At 75.3% G+C, this 22,356-nt stretch carries 1 protein-coding gene; it reads right to left on the bottom strand.

What is annotated here, in order from left to right:
- Positions 1 to 61: 61 nt before the first annotated feature.
- Positions 62 to 22,288, bottom strand: coding sequence for a type I polyketide synthase (locus ACZ69Q_RS06490; protein ID WP_471037315.1), 22,227 nt, complete (start codon positions 22,286 to 22,288; stop codon positions 62 to 64).
- Positions 22,289 to 22,356 lie beyond the last annotated feature (68 nt).

The following is a 22,356-nucleotide window of genomic DNA, read 5'->3' as shown; positions in this document are numbered from 1 at the left end:
GTCGGGGCGCGGTCCCGGGTACCGGCCGGTGCGCTGGTGTGCGACCGGCCGGCACCGGCCCTCACGCCGGTCGCTGCACTCGCTTCAGGGCCAACTGGACGAGGCTGTCGGCGCCCATCGCGTCCAGGGATTCGGGCTGTCGGGGCTGTTCTGCGGGGGCGGCGGCGGGGGTGGTGGGCCGCGCGTCGTCGGGACCGGTGGCGGCGGGCGGCCGGTCGGCGAGCCGGCGCAGCATGTCGAGCACGCCGGACTCACGGAGCCGGGCCATCGGAATCGCGGTCAGCAGGTCCCGTACCTGCGGGTCGATGCCGTCGGCGGCGGCGTCGGCCGCCGCAGGTGCGGCCGTGTCTGCGAGGAGCCGGTCGCGCAGGAGCCGTACCAGGTCCTCGGGGGTGGGGTGGTCGAAGACGAGCGTGGCCGGGAGGGTCAGCGCGGCGGCGGCTCCGATCCGGTTGCGCAGGTCGACGGCGGTGAGCGAGTCGAAGCCGATGTCCTTGAAGGCACGGGTGGGTTCGACGGAGGCGGGCGAGGAGTGGCCGAGTACGGCGGCCACCTGGGCGCGGACCAGGTCCAGCAGGAGCTGGTCCTGTTCGGGGGCGGTCAGGGCGGCCAGCCGAGCCGTGAGGTTCTCGGCCGTGCCCGACGCGTCGCGGGCGGCGGCCCTGCGCCTGCGGGCGGCGGGGACGAGGTCGCGCAGTACGCCGGCCAGGTTGTCGGCGTGTTCGGCGAGCGCGGCCGGGCGCAGCGCGACGGGGACGGCGACGGGCTCGTTGACGCGCAGGGCGGCGTCGAGCAGGGCGAGGGCCTCGTCGCCGGGCAGGGCGGGGAAGCCCTGGCGGCGCATGCGGGCGAGTTCGGTCCGCGTCAGGGTGCCGCCCATGCCGGCCTCGGTCTCCCACATGCCCCAGGCGAGGGACACCGCGGGCAGCCCCTGGGCGCGGCGGGCGCCGGCCAGCGCGTCGAGCGCGGCGTTGGCGGCGGCGTACGCGGCCTGGCCCGCGGAGCCGATGACTCCGGCGACGGAGGAGTACAGCACGAAGGCGTCCAGGCGGTGACCGGCGGTCAGTTCGTGCAGATGCCGGGCGGCATCCGTCTTCGCGGCGAGCACGCGGGCCAGGCGCTCGCCGGTGAGGCCGGTGAGGACGCCGTCGTCGAGGACGCCGGCGGTGTGCACGACGGCGCTCAGCGGGACGCCGTCGAGGACGGCCGCGAGCTGCTCGCGGTCGCTCACGTCGCAGGCGACGATGTCGGCACGGGCTCCCGACTCGGCGAGCGCGGCGCGCAGTTCGGCGGCGCCGGGGGCGTCGGGGCCCCGCCGGGACAGCAGCAACAGATCGCGGACGCCGTGCCGTTCGACGAGGTGGCGGGCGAGCAGCGCGCCGAGGCCGCCGGTGCCGCCGGTGATCAGCACGGTGCCCGGCCGCGACCAGGGCGCGGGTACGGTCAGGACGACCTTGCCGACGTGCCTGGCCTGCTGGAGCAGCCGCAGCGCCTCGGGAGCGCGGGCGATGTCGAAGGCGGTCACCGGGATCGGTCGCAGCGCGCCCTGCTCGAACAGCTCCAGCAGGGCGGCGAGCATCTCGCCGATCCGGTCGGGCCCGGCCTCCACGAGGTCGAAGGCCCGGTACGACACCCCGTGCTCGGCGGCGACCACGTCCGCCTCGCGGATGTCGGTCTTGCCCATCTCGACGAAGCGTCCGCCCGGCCGCAACAGCCGCAGCGAGGCGTCCACGAACTCCCCGGCGAGCGAGTCGAGGACGACGTCGACGCCGTCGCCGTCTGCCCGGAAGCGGTGCTCGAATTCGGTCGTACGGGAGGAGGCGACGCGGTCGGCGGGGACGCCGAGCTCCCGCACGGCCGGCCACTTGCCCTCGCTCGCCGTCGCGTACACCTCGGCCCCGAGATGCCGGGCGAGCTGTACGGCCGCCATGCCGACACCACCGGCGGCGGCGTGGATGAGCACGGACTCGCCCTCCTGGAGTCCGGCGAGGTCGACCAGGGCGTAGTAGGCGGTGAGGAACACGATCGGCACGGACGCGGCCTGTTCGTACGTCCAGCCCGTCGGGATCGGCGCGAGCTGTCGCGCGTCGGCCACGGCGGTGGGGCCGAAGGCGGCGTCGAGCATGCCCATCACGTGGTCCCCGACGGCCAGGCGGTCCACGCCGGGCCCGGTCTCGACGATGACGCCCGCGCCCTCCAGACCCATCCGGCCGGCGTCCCCGGGGTACATGCCCAGGACGTTCAGCACATCGCGGAAGTTGACGCCCGCCGCCCGTATCGCGACCCGGACCTCGCCGGGGCCGAGCGGGCGCCGCTCCTCGGGGACGAGGGCGATGCCGTCGAGGCGGCCCTGGTCGACGATGTCCAGCCGCCATGCGTCATCGTGACCGGCGGGCGGGGCGAGCACCCCGTCGGCGGCCATGTGGACGAGCCGCGGCAGCCACACCCGTCCGGCGCGCACCGCGAACTGCGTCTCGTCACCGGCGCGCAGGACCGCGGCGAGGGCGTCGAGGGAGGCCGGGTCGTCGTCGGTGTCGGCGAGGGCGAACCGGCCGGGGTTCTCGCTGATCGCGGAACGGACCAGCCCCCACACACCCGCCGACGCGACATCCGGCGCCCCGTCCGCAGCGCTCTCGACCCGTACGGCCCCCTCTGTCAGCACGACGAGGCGCGAGGCGGCGAACCGCTCGTCGGCCAGCCACTGCTGAAGCCGGGAGAGGACGGGAGCGACGGTGGCGGCCACGTCATCTCCGTCGCTCGCGGCGACCGGCAGCAGCACCGTGTCGGGTACGTCGCCGGCCGCGGCCAGCGCGTCGAAGTCGACGTGGGCGATGGCGGGGACGCCGTCCAGGGCGCTGCCGACGACCGTCCACACCAGCCGCTCCGGCACGACCGCCGGCTCCGGGGCCGGGGTCCAGTACGGCCGGTACAGGTCGTCGGGGCCGGCGGCGGTGAGGTGTCCCGGGGACTGGGCGCGCAGTACGAGGGAGTCGATCTCCGCGACCGGTTCGCCCGTCGCGTCCGCGACCCGCAGGGCGACGTCCCCGGCGCCGCGCGGGGTGAGCCGGGCCCGTACGGTGCCCGCGCCCACGGCGGTCAGGCGGACGCCGGACCACAGGAAGGGCAGCGAGCCGTGGGTGGTCTCCTCATGCAGGCCGAGGCCGTGCAGGACGGTGTCCAGCAGGGCCGGGTGCAGGCCGTAGGACGGGGCGTCCCCGGCCACGGGCTCGGGCAGTTCGGCCTCCGCGTACAGCTCACCGTCGTGTCGCCAGACCCGGCGCAGACCGCGGAAGGCGGGACCGTAGTCGAGGCCGGACGCGGTGAGCCGGTCGTACAGGTCACCGAACTCCGCGGGCTCGGCTCCGGTGGGCGGCCAGACCTTCAAGTCCCAGTCGGCGGCGGCCGGTTCGGTGGCGTCCAGGGTGCCCGTGGCGTGCAGCGTCCAGGGCTCGTCGGGTCCGGCCTCCTGCGGGCGGGCGTACACGTGGAGCGTGCGGCCACCGTCCGGCGCGTCCTGTGCGCCCTCGGCTCCCACGGCTGTCTGTAGCTGTACGGCGCCGTGCTCGGGCAGCACGATCGGGGCACGCAGGGCCAGCTCCGCCAACTGCCCGGCGCCCACCCGCTCCCCGGCCTGAAGCGCCAGCTCCACGAGGACCGTACCCGGCACCACGACGGAACCGGCCACGACGTGGTCGGCCAGCCAGGTGTGCGTGCGCACCGACAGGCTCGACGTGAGCAACACGGTGTCCGAACCGGCCACCGGCACCGCGGCGCCCAGCAGCGGATGGTCCGTCCGGGCGAGGCCGAGGCCGTCGGCGTCCGAGACCACGGGCGGGGCGTCGAGCCAGTAGCGCTGCCGCTGGAAGGGGTAGGTGGGCAGGTCGACGCGATGCGCACCGGTGCCGGCGAAGAGGGCGGACCAGTCGAGGTCGGCGCCCCGGACGAAGAGTTCGGCGCAGGCGGTGAGCAGGGTCTCCGGTTCGGGGCGGTCCTTGCGCAGGGTCGCGGCGGCCGATACGTCCCCGGCCAGTGCGGTCAGCACCGGATCGGGGCCGATCTCCAGGAAGCGCGCGGCACCGTGCGCGCGGGCGGCGGTCAGCGCGTCATGGAACAGGACGGGCTTGACGATCTGCTCGGCCCAATAGGCGGCGCTCGTCCAATCACCTTCGGCCAGCGGCTCACCGGTCAAGGTGCTGACGGCAGCCACGGTCGGCCTGTTGAAGCTCATCTGCTCCGCGACCGCCGTGAACTCCGTCAACACCGGCTCCATCAATGGCGAGTGGAACGCGTGGGACACCCGTAGTCGCCTGGCGCGCAGCCCGGCGTCCCGAGCCCGCTCGGCGACGGTCTGGACGGCGGCCTCGGTACCGGACACGACCACCGCCGTGGGCGAGTTGACGGCCGCGATCACGGCACCGTCCACCAGCCACTCGGCGACCTCGGCCTCCGAAGCCTCCACGGCCGCCATCGCGCCACCCTCGGGCAGCGACTGCATCAACCGCGCACGAGACGCCACCAGTCGTACAGCGTCGGCGAGTTCGAGAACACCGGCCACATAGGCTGCGGCGAACTCCCCCACCGAGTGCCCCAGCACCACACCCGGCGCCATCCCCCACGACCGCAGCAACGCCACCAGCGCCACTTGCAACGCGAACAACGCCGACTGCGCGTACCCCGTGCCGTCCTCCGCCTCCACGGCGAACAACACCTCCTTGAGCGGACGCTCAAAGCCGAGCTCGGCATCGAGCAGCCCGCACACCTCGTCCAGCGCCGCCGCGAACACCGGGAAGGCGTCGTACAACTCCCGGCCCATACCGGGACGCTGGCTCCCCTGCCCGGTGAACATCCACGCCGTACGACCCTCGATCGCCGCGCCGCTGACGACGGGCTCGGTGAGTGCGGCGTGCAGGGTGGTGGTGTCGGGGCCCAGGACGACGGCCCGGTGTTCGAGCCGTGCCCGTGTCGTGGCCAGGGAGAGGGCGATGTCGAGCGGGTCGCCGGTAGCGGACGCCAGGCGCTCGGTCTGGGCGCGCAGGGCGTCGGCGGTGCGGGCGGAGACGATCCAGGGGATGAGCGGAAGCCCGGCCGTGGGGGCGGGGTCGGGTGCCCGCACGGCGAGCGGGGGTTCCTCGACGACGACGTGGGCGTTGGTGCCGCTGATGCCGAAGGAGGAGACACCGGCCCGGCGTGGGCGTTCGCCGCGGGTCCACGGGCGTTCCTCGGTGAGCAGTGTGACGGCGCCGGCCTCCCAGTCGACGTGCGACGAAGGCTCGTCGACGTGCAGGGTGCGCGGCAGGCGCTCGGCGTGCAGCGCCATCACCATCTTGATGATGCCGGCGACTCCGGCGGCGGCCTGCGTGTGCCCGATGTTCGACTTGATCGACCCGAGGTACAGGGGCTCGTCGCGGTCCTGGCCGTAGGTCGCGAGCAGGGCCTGGGCCTCGATCGGGTCGCCCAGGCGGGTGCCGGTGCCGTGCGCCTCGACCGCGTCCACGTCGGCGGGCCGCAGTCCGGCCGCCGCCAGGGCCTGCCGGATCACCCGCTGCTGGGACGGCCCGTTCGGAGCGGTCAGACCGTTCGAGGCACCGTCCTGGTTGACGGCGGTTCCGCGGATCACGCCGAGCACGCGGTGGCCCCGGCGGCGGGCCTCGGACAGCCGCATGAGCACCAGCACGCCGGCGCCCTCGGCCCAGCCCGTGCCGTCGGCGCCGTCCGCGAAGGACTTGCAGCGCCCGTCTGCGGCCAGGCCGCGCTGGCGGGAGAACTCCACGAAGGTCTGCGGGGTGGCCATCACCGTCACGCCACCGGCCAGTGCCGTACCGCACTCCCCGGACCGCAGGGCCTGGCAGGCCAGGTGCAGGGCGACGAGGGAGGAGGAGCAGGCGGTGTCGACGGTGACGGCCGGGCCTTCGAAGCCGAAGACGTAGGCGATGCGGCCGGAGAAGACGCTGCCCGCGTTGCCGTTGCCGAGGTATCCCTCGACCTCGTCGGGGACGGTGTGCAGCCGGGCAGCGTAGTCGTGGTACATCAGGCCCGCGTAGACGCCGGTGTCGGTGCCGCGCAGGGAGGTCGGGTCGATGCCCGCGCGCTCCAGCGCCTCCCACGCCGTCTCCAGCAGCAGCCGCTGCTGCGGGTCCATCGCGAGCGCCTCACGCGGGGAGATGCCGAACAGTTCGGCGTCGAAGTCGGCGGCGTCGTGCAGGAATCCGCCTTCGCGGACGTAGGCGGTGCCCGGCCGGTCGGGGTCGGGGTCGTAGAGCCCGTCGAGGTCCCAGCCCCGGTCGGCCGGGAAGCCGGTGATGCCGTCGCCGCCGTCGGCGACCAGGCGCCACAGGTCCTCGGGGGAGGTGATGCCGCCGGGGTAGCGGCAGCCCATGCCGACGATCGCGACGGGTTCGTCGGCTCCGGCCGGGCGTACGGCCGGGGCGGCGGGCCCGTCGGCCGGGTCCTCGCCGAGGAGTTCGCGGTGCACGAACGCGGCGAGGGCGCTGGGGCTCGGGTGGTCGAAGACGAGGGTCGCCGGCAGGCGCAGGCCGGTCGCGGTGCCGAGGTGGTTGCGCAGGTCGACGGCGGTGAGCGAGTCGAAGCCGATGTCCTTGAAGGCGCGGGAGGGGTCCACGGCACCGGCGTCGGCATGGCCGAGCACGGCGGCGACCTGGTTCTGCACCAGGTCGAGCAGGGCGCGGTCCTGTTCGGCGCGGGGCAGGCCGCGCAGTCGGGCGGCGAGCGGCACGTCCGCGCCGGCCGCGGTGCGGTGGGCCGAGCGCCTGCGGCGGGATGCCGGGACCAGGCCGTGCAGTACGGCGGGCAGGGCGTCGCCGCGTGCGGCCAGGGCGGCGGTGTCGAGGGCGGCGGGCACGAGGGCCGGTTCACCGGTGCGCAGCGCGTCGTCGAGAAGGGCGAGCGCGTCGCCGGTGGCCAGGGCCGGATAGCCGAGGCGGCGCATGCGGGCCACGTCCGCGTCGGTGAGACGGCCGCCCATGCCGGCGGAGTGTTCCCACATGCCCCAGGCCAGGGACGTCGCGGGCAGACCGCGCGCGTGGCGGCGGGCGGCGAGGGCGTCGAGCGCGGCGTTGGCGGCGGCGTAGGCGGCCTGCCCGGCGGAGCCGACGACGCCGGCCACGGCAGAGAACAGCACGAACGCGCGCAGGTCGCGGCCGGACGTCAACTCCTCGAGATGCAGGGCCGATTCGGTCTTCGCGGCGACAACGCGTGCCAGCCGGTCGGGCGTGAGGTCGGTGAGCACACCGTCGTCGAGGACGCCCGCCGTGTGCACCACGGCACTCAGCGGCACGCCGGACAGGGCCGCTTCGAGCGCGTCGCGGTCGGTGACGTCGCAGGCGGTGACGCCGACGCTCGCCCCGTGGCCGCTGAGTTCGCGGACCAGTTCGTCGGCGCCGGGCGCGTCGGCGCCGCTGCGCGAGAGCAGCAGCAGGTCGCGTACGCCGTGTGCGGTCACGAGGTGCCGGGCGACCAGGGCGCCCAGCCCGCCGGTGCCGCCGGTGATCAGCACGGTGCCGTCGCCGGGCCAGCCCGGGTCGCCGGTCACCGCGTCCGTCACCCGGCTGAGGCGGGGCTGGAGCACCTGGCCGTCGTGGAAGCCGAGTTGGGTCGCTCCGGCGTCGAGGAGCGCGCCGAGCCGTTCGGTGAGCGCCTGCCACGACTCGGGGGTCGCATCGGTGTCGGCCAGTGCGAACCGGTCGGGGTGCTCGCTGATCGCCGTACGGACGAGACCCCATACGGCGGCGGCGGCCGGGTCGGTGCGGACACCGGTGGTGACCACGGTCAAACGGCCGCCGGCCAGGCCGGGTTCGGCCAGCCAGCCCTGGAGCGCGGTGAGCACACCGGACGCCGCCTCGGCCGGCGCGAGCCCCGCGGGTACGGGCAGCAGGACGGTCGCGGGAGCCGCTTCGGCGGCCGAGAGCGCCGCGAGGTCTGGGAACGCGGTGGCCCCGGCCTCGGCCGGGAGGGACGTGGCGTCGCCGAGCACGGCTAGGCTGGTGCCCCCTCCCGCCCGCGACGCAGGCACCGGCGTCCACCGCATCCGGTAGAGGTGCCTGGCGCCACCGGCTCCGACCTCACCGGCAGCCACCGGCCGCAGCACCAACCGGTCGATGTCGGCGACCGGTTCACCCGCGGCGTCGGCGATCCGCAGGGCGACCTCGCCGGGCGCGCGGACGGTCAGCCGGGCCCGCACGGCGGACGCTCCGACGGCCGTCGGGCGGACGCCGGACCACAGGAAGGGCAGCAGTGCCTTCCGACGCCCCTCCCTCGCCTGGTCGTCGGCGTCGGTTTCGTCGATGCCGAGGGCGTGCAGCACGGCGTCGAGGAGAGCCGGGTGCAGGGCGAATCCGGAGGCGTCGTCGGCGGTGTGCTCGGGCAGCGCCGCCTCGACGAACAGGTCGTCGCCCGCACGCCACAGCGAACGCAGCCCCTGGAACGCCGGGCCGTAGACCATCCCGGTCTCGGCGAGGCGCGCGTACAGGTCGTCGACCGCGACGGGTTCGGCACCGGCGGGCGGCCAGACCCGCAGGTCCCGGTCGGGCTCGGCGGTCCGGGCGGCACCGAGGGTGCCGGTCGCGTGCAGAGTCCACGGCTCGTCGTCGGGCGCACCGTCCGGCCGGGCGTGGATGCGCACGGTACGGGTTCCTTCAGCGTCGGCCGGGTCGACCGACGTCTGCACCTGTACGGCACTGTCGTGCGCCAGCACCAGGGGGGCTCGCAGCGTCAGCTCGTCCACTCCGTGTAGACCGACGTGATCGGCGCCCTGGACGGCGAGTTCGAGCAGCGCGGTACCGGGGACGACGACCGTCCCGTCGACTGTGTGATCGCCGAGCCACGGGTGTGTGCGCACGGACAGCCGCGAGGTGAGGACGGCGGTGTCGGAACCGGCCAGCCGTACGGCGGCACCGAGCATCGGATGCCGGGTCGCGCCGAGGCCGAGCCCGCCGGCGTCGAGGACGGGCCGAGTGGGTTCGAGCCAGTAGCGCTGCCGCTGGAAGGGGTAGGTGGGCAGGTCGACGCGATGGGCGCCGGTGCCGGCGAAGAGGGCGGACCAGTCGAGGTCGGCGCCCCGGACGAAGAGTTCGGCGCAGGCGGTGAGCAGGGTCTCCGGTTCGGGGCGGTCCTTGCGCAGGGTCGCGGCGGCCGATACGTCTCCGGCCAGTGCGGTCAGCACCGGGTCCGGGCCGATCTCCAGGAAGCGCGCGGCACCGTGCGCGCGGGCCGCGTCCAACGCGTCGTGGAAGCACACGGGCTTGACGATCTGCTCGGCCCAGTAGGCGGCGCTCGTCCAGTCGCCGTCGGACAGCGGGGCGCCCGTGAGGGTGCTGATCGCCGCGACGGTCGGCCGGTGGTAGGTCACCCGCTCGGCCACCGCCGTGAACTCGGCGAGCACCGGTTCCATCAGCGGCGAGTGGAACGCGTGCGAGACGTTCAGGCGGGTCGTCCGCCGCCCCGCGTCCCGAGCCCGCTCGGCGACGGTCTGGACGGCGGCCTCGGTACCGGACACCACGACGGCCGTGGGCGAGTTGACGGCGGCGATCACCGCACCGTCCTCCAGCCACGCGGCGACCTCGGCCTCCGAAGCCTCCACGGCCGCCATCGCGCCACCCTCGGGCAATGCCTGCATCAGCCGGGCGCGAGCGGCCACCAGCCTTACGGCGTCGGGCAGTTCGAGGACTCCCGCCGTGTACGCGGCGGCGAACTCGCCCACCGAATGGCCCAGTACGGCCTCCGGCGCCATCCCCCACGACCGCAGCAACGCCACCAGCGCAACTTGCAACGCGAACAACGCCGACTGCGCGTACCCCGTGCCGTCCTCCGCCTCCACGGCGAACAGCACCTCCTTGAGCGGACGCTCAAAGCCGAGTTCGGCATCCAGCAGCCCGCACACCTCGTCCAGCGCCGCCGCGAACACCGGGAAGACCTCATACAACTCCCGGCCCATACCGGGACGCTGACTCCCCTGCCCGGTGAACATCCACGCCGTACGACCCTCGATGACCGAGCCCATGACCGCCGTATCGGTCAGGCCGAGCACCGCGCGGTGTTCGAGGGTGGCGCGACCGGTGGCGAGTGACAGGCCGATGTGGAGCGGGTCGGCGTCCAGCGGGGTCAGTCGTTCGATCTGGGCCTTCAGGGCGGTGGCCGTCCGTGCGGACGTCACCCAGGGCACCAGGGGCGGCGTGCCGTGCCGTTGCTCCGGCTCCGCCGCCGGGACGGGTGGGGCCTCTTCGAGGATGACGTGGGCGTTGGTGCCGCTGATGCCGAAGGAGGAGACACCGGCGCGGCGCGGGCGTTCGCGGCGCGGCCAGTCGTGCTCGTCGGTGAGCAGGCGTACCGCGCCGGCGGTCCAGTCGACGTGCGAGGACGGGGCGTCGACGTGCAGGGTGCGCGGCAGGCGCTCGGCGTGCAGCGCCATGACCATCTTGATGATGCCGGCGACTCCGGCGGCGGACTGGGTGTGTCCGATGTTGGACTTGATCGACCCGAGGTACAGGGGTTCGTCGCGGTCCTGGCCGTAGGTCGCGAGCAGGGCCTGGGCCTCGATCGGGTCGCCGAGGCGGGTGCCGGTGCCGTGCGCCTCGACCGCGTCCACGTCGGCGGCGCTCAGTCCCGCCGCCGCCAGGGCCTGCCGGATCACCCGCTGCTGGGACGGCCCGTTCGGAGCGGTCAGACCGTTCGAGGCACCGTCCTGGTTGACGGCGGAGCCCCGGACGAGGGCGAGTATCCGGTGGCCGCGCCGTTCGGCCTCGGAGCGGCGCATGAGGACCAGCACGCCGGCGCCTTCGGACCAGCCGGTGCCGTCGGCCGCCTCGGCGAAGGGCTTGCAGTGGCCGTCGGGGGCGAGGCCGCGCTGGCGGGAGAACTCCACGAACGCCGTGGGGTTGGCCATGACGGTGGAGCCGCCCGCGAGGGCCGTGTCGCACTCGCCGGACCGCAGGGCCTGGCAGGCCAGGTGCAGGGCGACGAGCGCGGAGGAGCAGGCGGTGTCGACGGAGACGGCCGGGCCCTCCAGGCCGAGGACGTAGGAGAGGCGGCCGGAGGCGACGCTGGGAGTGCTTCCGGTGAGCAGGTAGCCGGCGGAGTCGCCGTCGGCCTCGTGCACGGAGCCGCCGTAGCCGTTGGCGGAGACGCCCGCGTAGACGCCGGTCGCCGTGCCCCGCAGGGAGGTCGGGTCGATGCCCGCCCGCTCCAGCGCCTCCCACGCCGTCTCCAGCAGCAGCCGCTGCTGCGGGTCCATCGCGAGCGCCTCGCGCGGGGAGATGCCGAACAGTTCGGCGTCGAAGCCCGCGACGTCGGGGATGAAGCCGCCGCGTCCGGCGAACGGGGTGCCGAGGGCCGCCGAGGTGGACTCCAGCAGGCCGGGGATGTCCCAGCCGCGGTCGTCCGGGAACGGCGACATGCGGTCCTCGCCGGCGGTCAGGACGTCCCAGAGGCCTTCCGGGGACTGGATGCCGCCGGGGAACCGGCAGCCCATGCCGATGACGGCGATGGGTTCGTCGTCGGCAATGGAGGTGGCCGTGGGGGCGACTGTCCCCGCGGCGGGGCCCGTGCCGAGCAGGCGGTCGCGCAGGTGCGCCGTGAGGGCGCTCGGGGTGGGGTGGTCGAAGACGAGTGTGGTGGGCAGGGCGGCTTCGGTGCTCGCGGCGAGCCGGTTGCGCAGGTCGACGGCGGTGAGGGAGTCGAACCCGAGGTCCTTGAAGGCGCGTTCGGGGTCGATGCCGGCCGGGGAGGCGTGCCCGAGGACGGCGGCGACCTGGGACTGGACGAGGTCCAGGAGGGTGCGGTCCTGTTCGGCCGGGGGCAGTGTGCGCAGGGTGCGGGCGAGTTCGCCCTCGGGAGCGCCGGGTGTGTCGAGTGCGTCGTGGGCGCCCGTCGTCGCGGCCTGGGAGGCGAAGACGTCGGGCAGGTCGGCGATGAGCGGGCTGGGCCGGGTGAAGGTGAAGGTGGGGGCGAAGAGTTCCCAGTCCACGTCGGCGACGGTCACACAGGTGCGGTCCGCGAGGAGCGCCTGCTCCAGTGCGCTGAGGGCGCTGTCCGGCGCGAGCAGGGCGAGGCCCCGTCCGGTCAGATGCTCGGCGATCTCCTCGTCGGCTGCCATGCCGCCGCCGCTCCACGGGCCCCAGGCGACGGAGGTCGCGGGCAGGCCGAGGGTACGGCGGTGCCGGGCGAGGGCGTCGAGGTAGGCGTTGCCGGCGGCGTAGGCGGCCTGGCCGCCGCTGCCCCAGACGGCTGCCACGGAGGAGAACAGCACGAACAGGTCGAGGTCGAGGCCGGAGGTCAGTTCGTGCAGGTGCCTCGCCCCGGTGACCTTGGCGGAGACCACCCGGGCGAGGCTGTTCGGGGTGGTGTCGGTGAGCGGGGTGTTCTGGGGCAGCCCGGCGGTGTGGACGACGCCGGTCAGCGGCGTCTCGGCCGGGATCCCCGCGATCAGTTCGGCCAGGGCGTCGCGGTCGCCCACGTCGCAGGCGGCGAGGGTGACGCGGGTGCCGGGGGCGGTGAGTTCGTCGCGCAGTGCTTCGGCGCCGGGCGCCTGGGCGCCGCTGCGGGAGACCAGCAGCAGGTGCGGTGTACCGAGGGCGGCGAGGCGTCGGGCGACGTGGCCGCCGAGTGCGCCCGTGCCGCCGGTGATCAGCACGGTGCCGCGCGGCGCGAGCAGTCCCGGGGCTCCGGCGCCGGTGCCGCTCGGCACATCGTGGGCGAGGCGGGCGGCGTGGACGCCCGAGGCGCGGACGGCCAGTTGGTCCTCCGGACCGGGGGCGGCGAGGACCGCGGCAAGGCGATGCCAGTCGTCGGGGCCGGCGTCGTCCGGGAGGTCGACGAGTCCGCCCCACAGGCGGGGCAGTTCGAGGGCGGCCGTGCGGCCGAAGCCCCAGATCTGCGCCTGGTCGGGGTGGGTGAGGGGGTCCCCGGCCGTGACGGCGACGGCGGACCGGGTGACGGCCCACACCGGGATCTCCAGTCCGGCGGTGGCCAGGGCCTGGAGGAGGTTCAGATGGGGTGCGGGGAGGGCATCGGCGCTGTCCGGGAGGACGACGATGCCGTCCGGGCCGTACTCGCGGATGTGGGCGGCGAGTTCCGCGGTCGGCGCGGGCAGGAGTTCGGCGTCGGCGCCCGCGGCGCGCAGTGCGTCGAGGCAGGCGTCGGTGTCCTGTGCGCCGGCCGGGGCGACGATCCGCCAGCGGCCGGTGAGGCGAGCCGTGCGCGGTGTCGGCACCGGCTTCCACACGACCCGGTAGCGCCGGCGGTCCTGCGCTGCGCGCTCCTCGTGCCTGCTTCGCCACTGCGTCAGGGCCGGGAGGAACTCGTCGAGCGAGGCGCCCTCGGGCAGGCCGAGTTCATGGGCCACGGCGGCGGGGTCGGCGGTGTCGACAAGCTGCCAGAAATCGTCCTTGGAGCCCTCGTCGGCGGGCCGGTGGGCGGCGCGGTCCGGGAGCCAGTAACGCTCGCGCTGGAAGGCGTAGGTGGGCAGGTCGGTGAGCTGGGCGTCCGTGTCGCGGAAGACCTCCGCCCAGTCGACGCGGGTGCCGCGTACGAAGAGTTCGCCGACGGCGGTGAGCAGGGTGCCGGGCTCGGGTCGGCCGGCGCGCAGGGCCGCGACCGCCACGGTCAGGTCGGGGGCGGTGCGCTGGGCGAGCCCGGCGAGGACCGGGTCGGGGCCGAGCTCCAGCAGGCGGGTGGCGCCGAGTTCGCCGGTGACCGCGCGGACGGCGTCGTGGAACTGGACGGGCCGGCGCACCTGGTGTACCCAGTAGTCGGCGCTCGCCCAGTCGTCGGCGGCGAGGGGCCGGCCGGTGACGGTGCTGACGGCCGGTATTCGGGCCGGGCGGTAGGTGAGGTCGCCCGCGACGGCGGCGAACTCGGCCAGCATCGGCTCCATCAGCGGCGAGTGGAAGGCGTGCGAGACCTTGAGCCGGGTGCCGCGCCGGCCCAGTTCGCGTGCGCTGGTCAGCACTGCGTCCACGGCGGCCTCCGTGCCGGAGACCACCACGGCGGCCGGACCGTTCACGGCGGCGACGACCGCGCCGTCGGTCAGCCAGGGCTCGACCTCCTCGGGGTCCGCCTCGACGGCGGCCATCGCGCCGCCCTCGGGCAGCGCCTGCATCAGCCGGGCGCGGGCGGCCACCAGCCGTACCGCGTCGGGGAGTTCGAGGACCCCGGCGGTGTGGGCGGCGGCCAGTTCGCCGATGGAGTGGCCGGCCAGCGCGTCGGGCGTGAGACCCCAGGAGCGCAGCAGTTCGGCGAGGGCGATCTGCAGGGCGAACAGCGCGGCCTGCGCGTAGCCGGTACGCCCCAGCAGGGCGGCCTCGGGGCTGTCCGGCGTGGCGAACAGCGCGGTGCGCAGCGGTGTGTCGAAGCCGCCGGCGAGTTCGGCGTCGAGCAGGGCGCAGGTGTCGTCGAGGGTCCGTGCGAACAGCGGGTGGGCGTCGTACAGTTCGCGGCCCATGCCGGGGCGCTGGCTGCCCTGCCCGGTGAACGCCCACACCGTGCGGCCCTCGCCCGCCACCGAGGTGACCGGCGCGGCCGGGTCGCCGTCGGCGAGAGCGGTGGCGGCCGCGGTCAGGGTGGCCAGGTCATCGCCGACCAGGACCGCGCGGTGATCGAGGGCGGCGCGTGCGGTGGCCAGCGTGCGGCCCACGTCCGCAGGGTCGAGGGCGGGCCGGTCGGCGAGGTGGGCGACGAGTCGGGCGGCCTGCGCCCGCAGGGCCTGACGGGTTCGGCCGGACAGGATCCAGGGCACCGCGCCGACGGGCCGGCGCGGGGCCGGTACGTCGGTGGCGGCGGCGTGGACGGCGGAAGTGTCCGCGTGCGGTGCCTCGGTGGCGGGGGCGTCGGCGGCCGACGTGTCCGCTTGCGGTGCCTCGCTAGCGGGTGCGCCGACGGCCGGCGTATTCCCGTGCGGTGCCTCTTCGGTCGGCGCCTCCTCCAGGATGACGTGGGCGTTGGTGCCGCTGATGCCGAAGGCGGACACGCCGGCCCGGCGCGGGCGTTCCCCTCGCGCCCAGGACCGCGTCTCGGTGAGCAGCCGTACGGCTCCGGAGTCCCAGTCGACGCGGCTGGAGGGGGCGTCGACGTGCAGGGTGGGCGGCAGTTGCCCGGCGCGCAGGGCGAGGACCATCTTCATGACGCCGGCCGCGCCCGCCGCCGCCTGGGTGTGGCCGATGTTGGACTTCACCGACCCCAGCCACAGGGGCTCGTCGCGGTCCTGGCCGTAGGTCGCGAGCAGGGCCTGCGCCTCGATCGGGTCGCCGAGGCTCGTGCCGGTGCCGTGCGCCTCGACGGCGTCCACGTCGGCGGGCCGCAGTCCGGCGGCGGTCAGGGCCTGCCGGATCACCCGCTGCTGGGACGGCCCGTTGGGGGCGGTCAGGCCGTTGGAGGCGCCGTCCTGGTTGACGGCGGAGCCGCGCAGCACGGCGAGCACCCGGTGGCCGGCGCGGCGCGCGTCGGAGAGGCGTTCCAGTACGAGGACGGCGGCGCCCTCGGACCAGCCGGTGCCGTCGGCGCCCTCGGCGAAGGCCTTGCAGCGGCCGTCGGCGGACAGGGCACGCTGGCGGGAGAACTCGACGAAGATGCCCGGCGTGGCCATCACGGTCACCCCGCCGGCGAGGGCGGTGCGGCACTCGCCCCGGCGGATCGCGTGCGCGGCGAGGTGGAGCGCGACCAGCGCGGAGGAGCAGGCGGTGTCGACGGTGAGGGCGGGGCCCTCCAGGCCGAGGGTGTAGCTGACGCGGCCGGACAGGACGCTGGCGGCCGAGCCGGTGGCGACGTAGCCCTCGACGTCCTCGCCCGGCGCGTGGGCGGTCTCGCGGTAGTCCTGGCCGTTGGTGCCGGCGAAGACGCCGGTGGCCGTTCCGCGCAGGGACAGCGGGTCGATCCCGGCGCGCTCCAGCGCCTCCCAGGCGGTCTCCAGCAGCAGCCGCTGCTGGGGGTCCATGGCGAGGGCCTCGCGGGGGCTGATGCCGAACAGTTCGGCGTCGAAGTCGGCGGCGTCGTGCAGGAATCCGCCGACGCGGGCGTAGGTGGTGCCGGAGTGGCCGGGGTCGGGGTGGTAGAGGCGCTCGACGTCCCAGCCGCGGTCCTCGGGGAACGGCGTGAGGCCGTCCGTGCCGGAGGCGAGCAGGTCCCAGAGCTGGTCGGGGGTGCTCACGCCGCCGGGGAAGCGGCAGCCCATGCCGACGATGACGACCGGGTCGTCGTCGGCGCCGACGGGCGTGAGGGCGGGGCCGCCGCGTTCGATCTCGTCCGTGGTGACGCCGAGGACCTGCGTGCGCAGGAACGCGGCGAGCGCGGTCGGGGTGGGGTGGTCGAAGACGAGGGTGGCGGGCAGGGACAGGCCGGTGGCGGCGGCGAGCCGGTGGCGCAGGGCGACGCCGGTCAGCGAGTCGAAGCCGAGGTCCTTGAAGGCGCGGCCGGCGTCGACGGCGGCCGCGTCGGCGTGTCCGAGGACGGCGGCGACGTGGTCGAGGACGAGGTCGAGCAGCAGCCGGTCCTGCTCCGCGGCCGTGCGGCCGGACAGTTCGGCGCCGAGGGTACCCGCGGCGGGCGCGCTCGGTCCGGCCTCGGTGGCGGGCGGCGCGGCCTCGGGGAGGTCGGCCAGCAGCGGACGCGGGGTGTAGGCGGCGGCGGTGAAGCGCTGCCAGTCGACGTCGACGACGGTCGTGCAGGTGACGTCCTCGTCGAGGGCTCGGCCGAGTGCGTCCAGGGCGCGTGACGGCTCCAGGGGCCGTATGCCCTGGCGGCGGAAGTGTTCGGCGACGGTCTCGTCGGCCGCCATGCCGGCACCGCCCCACGGGCCCCAGGCGAGGGACGTCGCGGGCAGCCCGGCGGCGCGGCGGTGCTGGGCGAGCGCGTCGAGGCGCGCGTTGGCGGCGGCGTAGGCGGCCTGTCCGGCGTTCCCGAGGACGGCGGTGACGGACGAGAACAGGACGAAGGCGTCCAGTTCCCGCTCCTGTGTCAGCTCGTGCAGATGCCGGGCGGCCCCGGCCTTCACTGCGAGGACACGGGTCAGACGTTCGGGGGTGAGGTCGGCGGCGAGCCCGTCGTCGAGGATGCCCGCGGCGTGCACGACGGCCGTCGGCGCGTAGGTGTCCAGGACGGACGCGACGGTCTCCCGGTCGGCGACGTCTCCCGCGACGAAGGTGACGGTGGTGCCCGACTCGCCCAGTTCCGCGCCGAGTTCGGCGGCGCCGGGGGCGTCGGCTCCGCGCCGCGACACGAGTACGAGGTGTTCCGCCCCGCCGGTCGCCAGCCACCGCGTGAGGTGAGCGCCCAGGGCGCCGGTCGCGCCGGTGACCAGGACGGTGCCGCGCGGCTGCCAGGACCGCGTGGGCCGTGCCGAACGGTCGCGCACCAGCCGGGCGGCGTGGACGCCGCTCGCACGCACGGCGAGCTGGTCCTCCCCCGCTCCCCCGGTGGCGAGCATCGCCGCGACCCGCTGCCAGAGCCGGGGCCCCGGTTCGTCCGGCAGGTCGATGAGCCCGCCCCAGCGTTCGGGTTGCTCCAGCGCCACGACCCGGCCCAGCCCCCATACGGCGGCCTGGTCCGGGCGCGCGGGTCCCTCGCGGCCTGACACGGCCACGGCACCGAAGGTCACGCACCACAGCCGGCTCTCGGGGTGCGCCTGCGTCAGCGCCAGTACGTGCGCGGGGTCGGCGAGCAGGGACAGCACGCCCGCGTACGGCGTCTGCGGGTCGGCGGCCGGTCCGGTCACGACCGTCACGTCGGCGCCGACGGCTCGGAGTGACGCTGCGGCCGCGTCGGCCAGATCGGCCGGTGTGTCCTCGTCGACGGCGATCAGCCAGGTGCCGTCCAGGCGGCCCGGGTCCGGGGTGCGGACGGGCCGCCAGGTGATCCGGTAGCGCAGCCCGGCCAGTTGCGACTCCTCCCGGCGCTTGCGGCGCCAGTCGGCGAGCACCGGCAGGACGGCGTCCAGTGGGGCCCCGCTGTCCACGCCGAGTTCTCCGGCGAGCGAGTCGGCGTCGCCCTGGTCGACGAGTTCCCAGAACCCCCCGTCGGCGACGCCGTCCGCGCTCGTGGCCGGGCGGGCGTGGTCGGGCAGCCAGTACCGCTGCCGTTGGAAGGCGTACGTGGGCAGGTCGACGCGGCGTGCGCCGGTGCCCGCGAACAGCGCCGGCCAGTCCATCTCGGCGCCCCGGACGTAGAGTTCGGCGGCGGCCGTCAGCAGCGCCTCCGGTTCCGGGCGGCCCTTGCGCAGGGTCGCGGCGGCGGGCACGTCATCGGCCAGCGCGGTCAGCACGGGATCGGGGCCGATCTCCAGGAAGCGTGTGGCGCCCTGGGCGCGGGCGGCGGTCAGCGCGTCATGGAACAGGACGGGCTTGACGATCTGCTCGGCCCAGTAGGCGGCGCTCGTCCAGTCGGCGTCGGACAACGGGGCGCCCGTGAGCGTGCTGACGGCGGCCACGGCCGGCCGGTTGAAGCGGACCTGCTCGGCCACGGCGGTGAACTCGGCGAGCACCGGCTCCATCAGCGGCGAGTGGAACGCGTGCGACACCTTCAGCCGGGTCGTCCGCCGTCCCGCCTCCCGGGCCCGCTCGGCGACGGCCGCGACCGCCGGCTGGGCGCCGGAGACCACCACCGCCGTCGGCCCGTTCACGGCGGCGATCACCGATCCGTCCACCAGCCACTCGGCGACTTCGGCCGCGGACGCCTCGACGGCGGCCATCGCGCCGCCCTCGGGGAGCGCCTGCATCAGCCGGGCGCGCGCCGCCACCAGCCGTACCGCGTCGGGAAGTTCGAGCACCCCGGCCGCGTGGGCTGCGGCGAACTCGCCCACCGAGTGGCCCAGTACCAGGTCCGGCCGCATGCCCCACGACCGCAGCAGCGCCGTCAGCGCCGTCTGCAGGGCGAAGAGCGCCGACTGCGCGTACCCGGTCCCGTCCTCCGCCTGCTCGGCGAACAGCACGTCCTTGAGCGGCCGTGCGAAGCGGAGCTCGGCGTCGAGCAGCTCGCAGACCTCATCGAGCGCACTCGCGAACATCGGGAACGTGTCGTACAACTCCCGGCCTGTGCCGGGGCGCTGACTCCCCTGGCCGGTGAACATCCACGCCGTACGGCCCTCCGAGGCCGTCCCGGTGACGACGGGGCCGGGGTGAAGGGCGACGGCGCGGTGTTCGAGGGCGGCGCGGGTGGTGGCCAGGGACAGGCCGACGTCGAGCGGGTCGGCGTGCAGTGCGTTCAGCCGGTCCCGCTGGTCCCGCAGCGCCCGCTCATTGCGCGCCGAGACGGCCCACGGCACGACCGGCAGGTGCGTGAGAGGTTCCTCGGCCGACTCCTCGGTCTCCGGGGCCTCTTCGAGGACGAGGTGCGCGTTCGTGCCGCTGATGCCGAACGACGAGACACCGGCGCGGCGCGGACGCTCCCCGCGCGCCCAGGGCTGTGCCTCCTGGAGCAGCCGCAGTGTGCCGTGCGTCCAGTCGATGTGGGAGGACGGCTCGTCGGCGTGCAGGGTCCGCGGCAGACGTTCCTCGCGCAGGGCCATGACCATTTTGATGACGCCGGCGACGCCCGCGGCGGCCTGCGTGTGGCCGATGTTGGACTTGACCGAGCCGAGCCACAGGGGCTCCTTGCGGTCCCGGCCGTAGGCGGCGGCGAGGGCGTGTGCCTCGATGGGGTCGCCGAGCCGGGTGCCCGTGCCGTGTGCCTCCACGGCGTCCACGTCGGCCGGGCCCAGACCTGCGTTGGCGAGGGCCTGGCGGACGACGCGCTGCTGGGCGGGGCCGCTGGGGGCGGTGAGTCCGTTGGAGGCGCCGTCCTGGTTGATGGCGCTGCCGCGGATCACGGCGAGGACCTCGCGGCCCTGGCGGCGGGCCTCGGACAGCGGCATCAGGACGAGCATGCCGGCGCCCTCGCTGAGCGAGAATCCGTCGGCCTGGGCGGAGAACGCCTTGCAGCGGCCGTCGGGTGCGAGGGCCCGCTGGCGGGAGAACTCGGCGAACATCTCCAGGCTCGGCAGGACCGTCGCACCGCCGGCGAGGGCCGTGGTCGCGGCGCCGCTGCGCAGGGCCTCGCAGGCCAGGTGCAGGGCGACCAGGGAGGAGGAGCAGGCGGTGTCGACGGTGAGGGCGGGGCCCTCCAGGCCGAGGGTGTAGGAGATACGGCCGGAGGCCACGCTGACGGCGTTGCCGGTCAGGACGTGGCCGGCGACGTCGGTGGAGGCGTGGGCGGCGGCGCGGTCGTAGTCGACGGTCATGAGGCCGAGGTAGACGCCGGTGGCGGTGCCCCGCAGCGTCGTCGGGTCGATGCCCGCCCGCTCCAGTGCCTCCCAGGTAGTCTCCAGCAGCAGCCGCTGCTGCGGGTCCATAGCGAGGGCCTCGCGTGGGCTGATGCCGAAGAAGGCGGCGTCGAAGTCGGCGGCGGCGCGCAGGAATCCGCCCTCGCGCTGGAGGAAGCCGCCGGGTGCGGTGCCGCTGGGGTCGTAGCGTCCCTCGATGTCCCAGCCCCGGTCGTCGGGCAGCGGGGTGACGGCGTCGGTGCCGTCCAGCAGGAGCTGCCACAGGGCCTCGGGCGAGTCGGTGTCGCCTGCGAAGCGGCAGGCCATGCCGACGACGGCGATGGGCTCGTCGGAGTGCGCGTGACCGGCGGTGGTCTCGGGATCGGCCGAGGGGGTGCCGTAGAGCTGCTCGTAGAGGTGGTGGCCGAGGGCCGCGGGGGTCGGGTAGTCGAACGCGACGGTCGGGGCGAGGGGCAGTCCGGTCGCGGTGCGCAGCCGGTCGCGCAGGGCGACGGCGGTGGCAGATTCGACGCCCTGGTCGCGGAAGGAGACGTGCGCGGGCGCGCCGCCGGGCAGTTCCAGCAGGTCGGCGATCTGGGTGCGGACGAGGTCGACGAGGCCGCCGCGCCGGTCGGGTTCGGGCAGGTCCCCGAGGCGCTCGCGCAGCGCGGCCGCCTGGACGCCGAGGGGTGTGCCGGCGGTGTCGGGGTCCTCGACGGCTGCTGCGGCGGCGAGTTCGGCGGGCAGGTCGGCCGGGTCGGTGTCCGGGTCGTGCAGGGCGGCCCAGTCGGGTTCGCCGCCGGTCGACCAGTATTCGGCCATGGCGCGCTGGAAGCGGTCGGCGTCTGCGGCGTCCCGGCGCAGGGTGGTGTTCACGGTGCCGGTGAGGCCGGCCCGGGTGAGGACGGTCTCCAGTCCTGTGGTGAGCAGCGGATGCGGGCTGATCTCCAGGAAGTGGCGGTGGCCGGCGTCGAGTGCGCTGCCGATCGCGGCGACGAACTCGACGGTGTCGCGCAGGGCGGCGGCCCAGTGGTCCGCGTCGAGGGTCACGCCGTCGAGGGCCGTACCGGCCGAGGCGGCGTACAGGGGGACGCGGGCGGCACGGGGGGTGAGGGCGGCGAGGTCGGTGCGGATGCGGTCGGTGATCTCGTCGACGTGCGGTGAGTGGGCGGCGACGCCGTAGTCGACGGTACGGGCGCGCACGCCTTCGGCGGTCAGCTCGGCGAGGAGTTCGGCCGCGGCGTCGGCGTCGCCGGAGACGACGCCGTTGTCGGGGCCGTTGACGGCCGCGAGGTGGAGCCTGCCGTGCCAGGGCGCGAGGCGTTCCCGTAGCCGCTCGACGGGCATCAGCACGGACACCATCTCGCCGCGCCCGTGCAGGCCGAGCTGCGCGGTGCCCCAGCTCGCGGCGACGCGTGCCGCGTCGTCGAGGGTGAGCGCGCCCGCGACGCAGGCGGCGGCGATCTCGCCGAGGCTGTGGCCGACGACCGCCGCGGGCCGCACGCCGACGCTCTCCCAGAGGGCGGCCAGCGACACCATGACGGCGAAGAGGGTGGGTTGGGTGACGTCGGGGGTGGTCAGCGCGTGCGCGCCGCGCAGGACGTCGACGGGGTCGTGGTCGAGGTGCGGGGCGAGGGCGTCGGCGCACTCTGCCATGCGGCGCGCGAACACCGGCGAGGCGTCGAGGAGCTCGCGGGCCATGCCGGGCCACTGCGAGCCGTGGCCGGGGAAGACGAAGACGGGACCGCCGTCGCGTGCGGCGGGCCGGCCCTCGGTGACGTGGTCGGTGGGGGTGCCGTCGGCCAGGGCGTCCAGGGCCGCGGCGAGTTCGTCGGGGCCGGTCGCGGTGACGGCCGCGCGACAGGGGTGGGCCGGGTCGGTGCCGTGCAGCAGGGCCGCCGCGATGCGGTCCGGCGCTCCGTCGCGTACGAGGGTGCGCAGGATGCGGGCCTGTTCCCGTACCGCCCTGGTGCCCCGCCCGGTGAGGAGCCAGGGGCGTGGGGTGCCCGCGAACGGGCGGGTGGCCGAGGTGGAGCGAGCTTGATCGGACACGTTCTCTCCCGCGGATGACTCGTCGCCACGTCTTCGGATGCTGGACCGGGCCTGTGGGGGGCGTCGGC

It is taken from the genome of Streptomyces sp. NPDC036764 (assembly GCF_055609385.1).
Note: the sequence above shows the minus strand (reverse complement) of the source record. Positions and strands in the feature narration are given on the sequence as shown.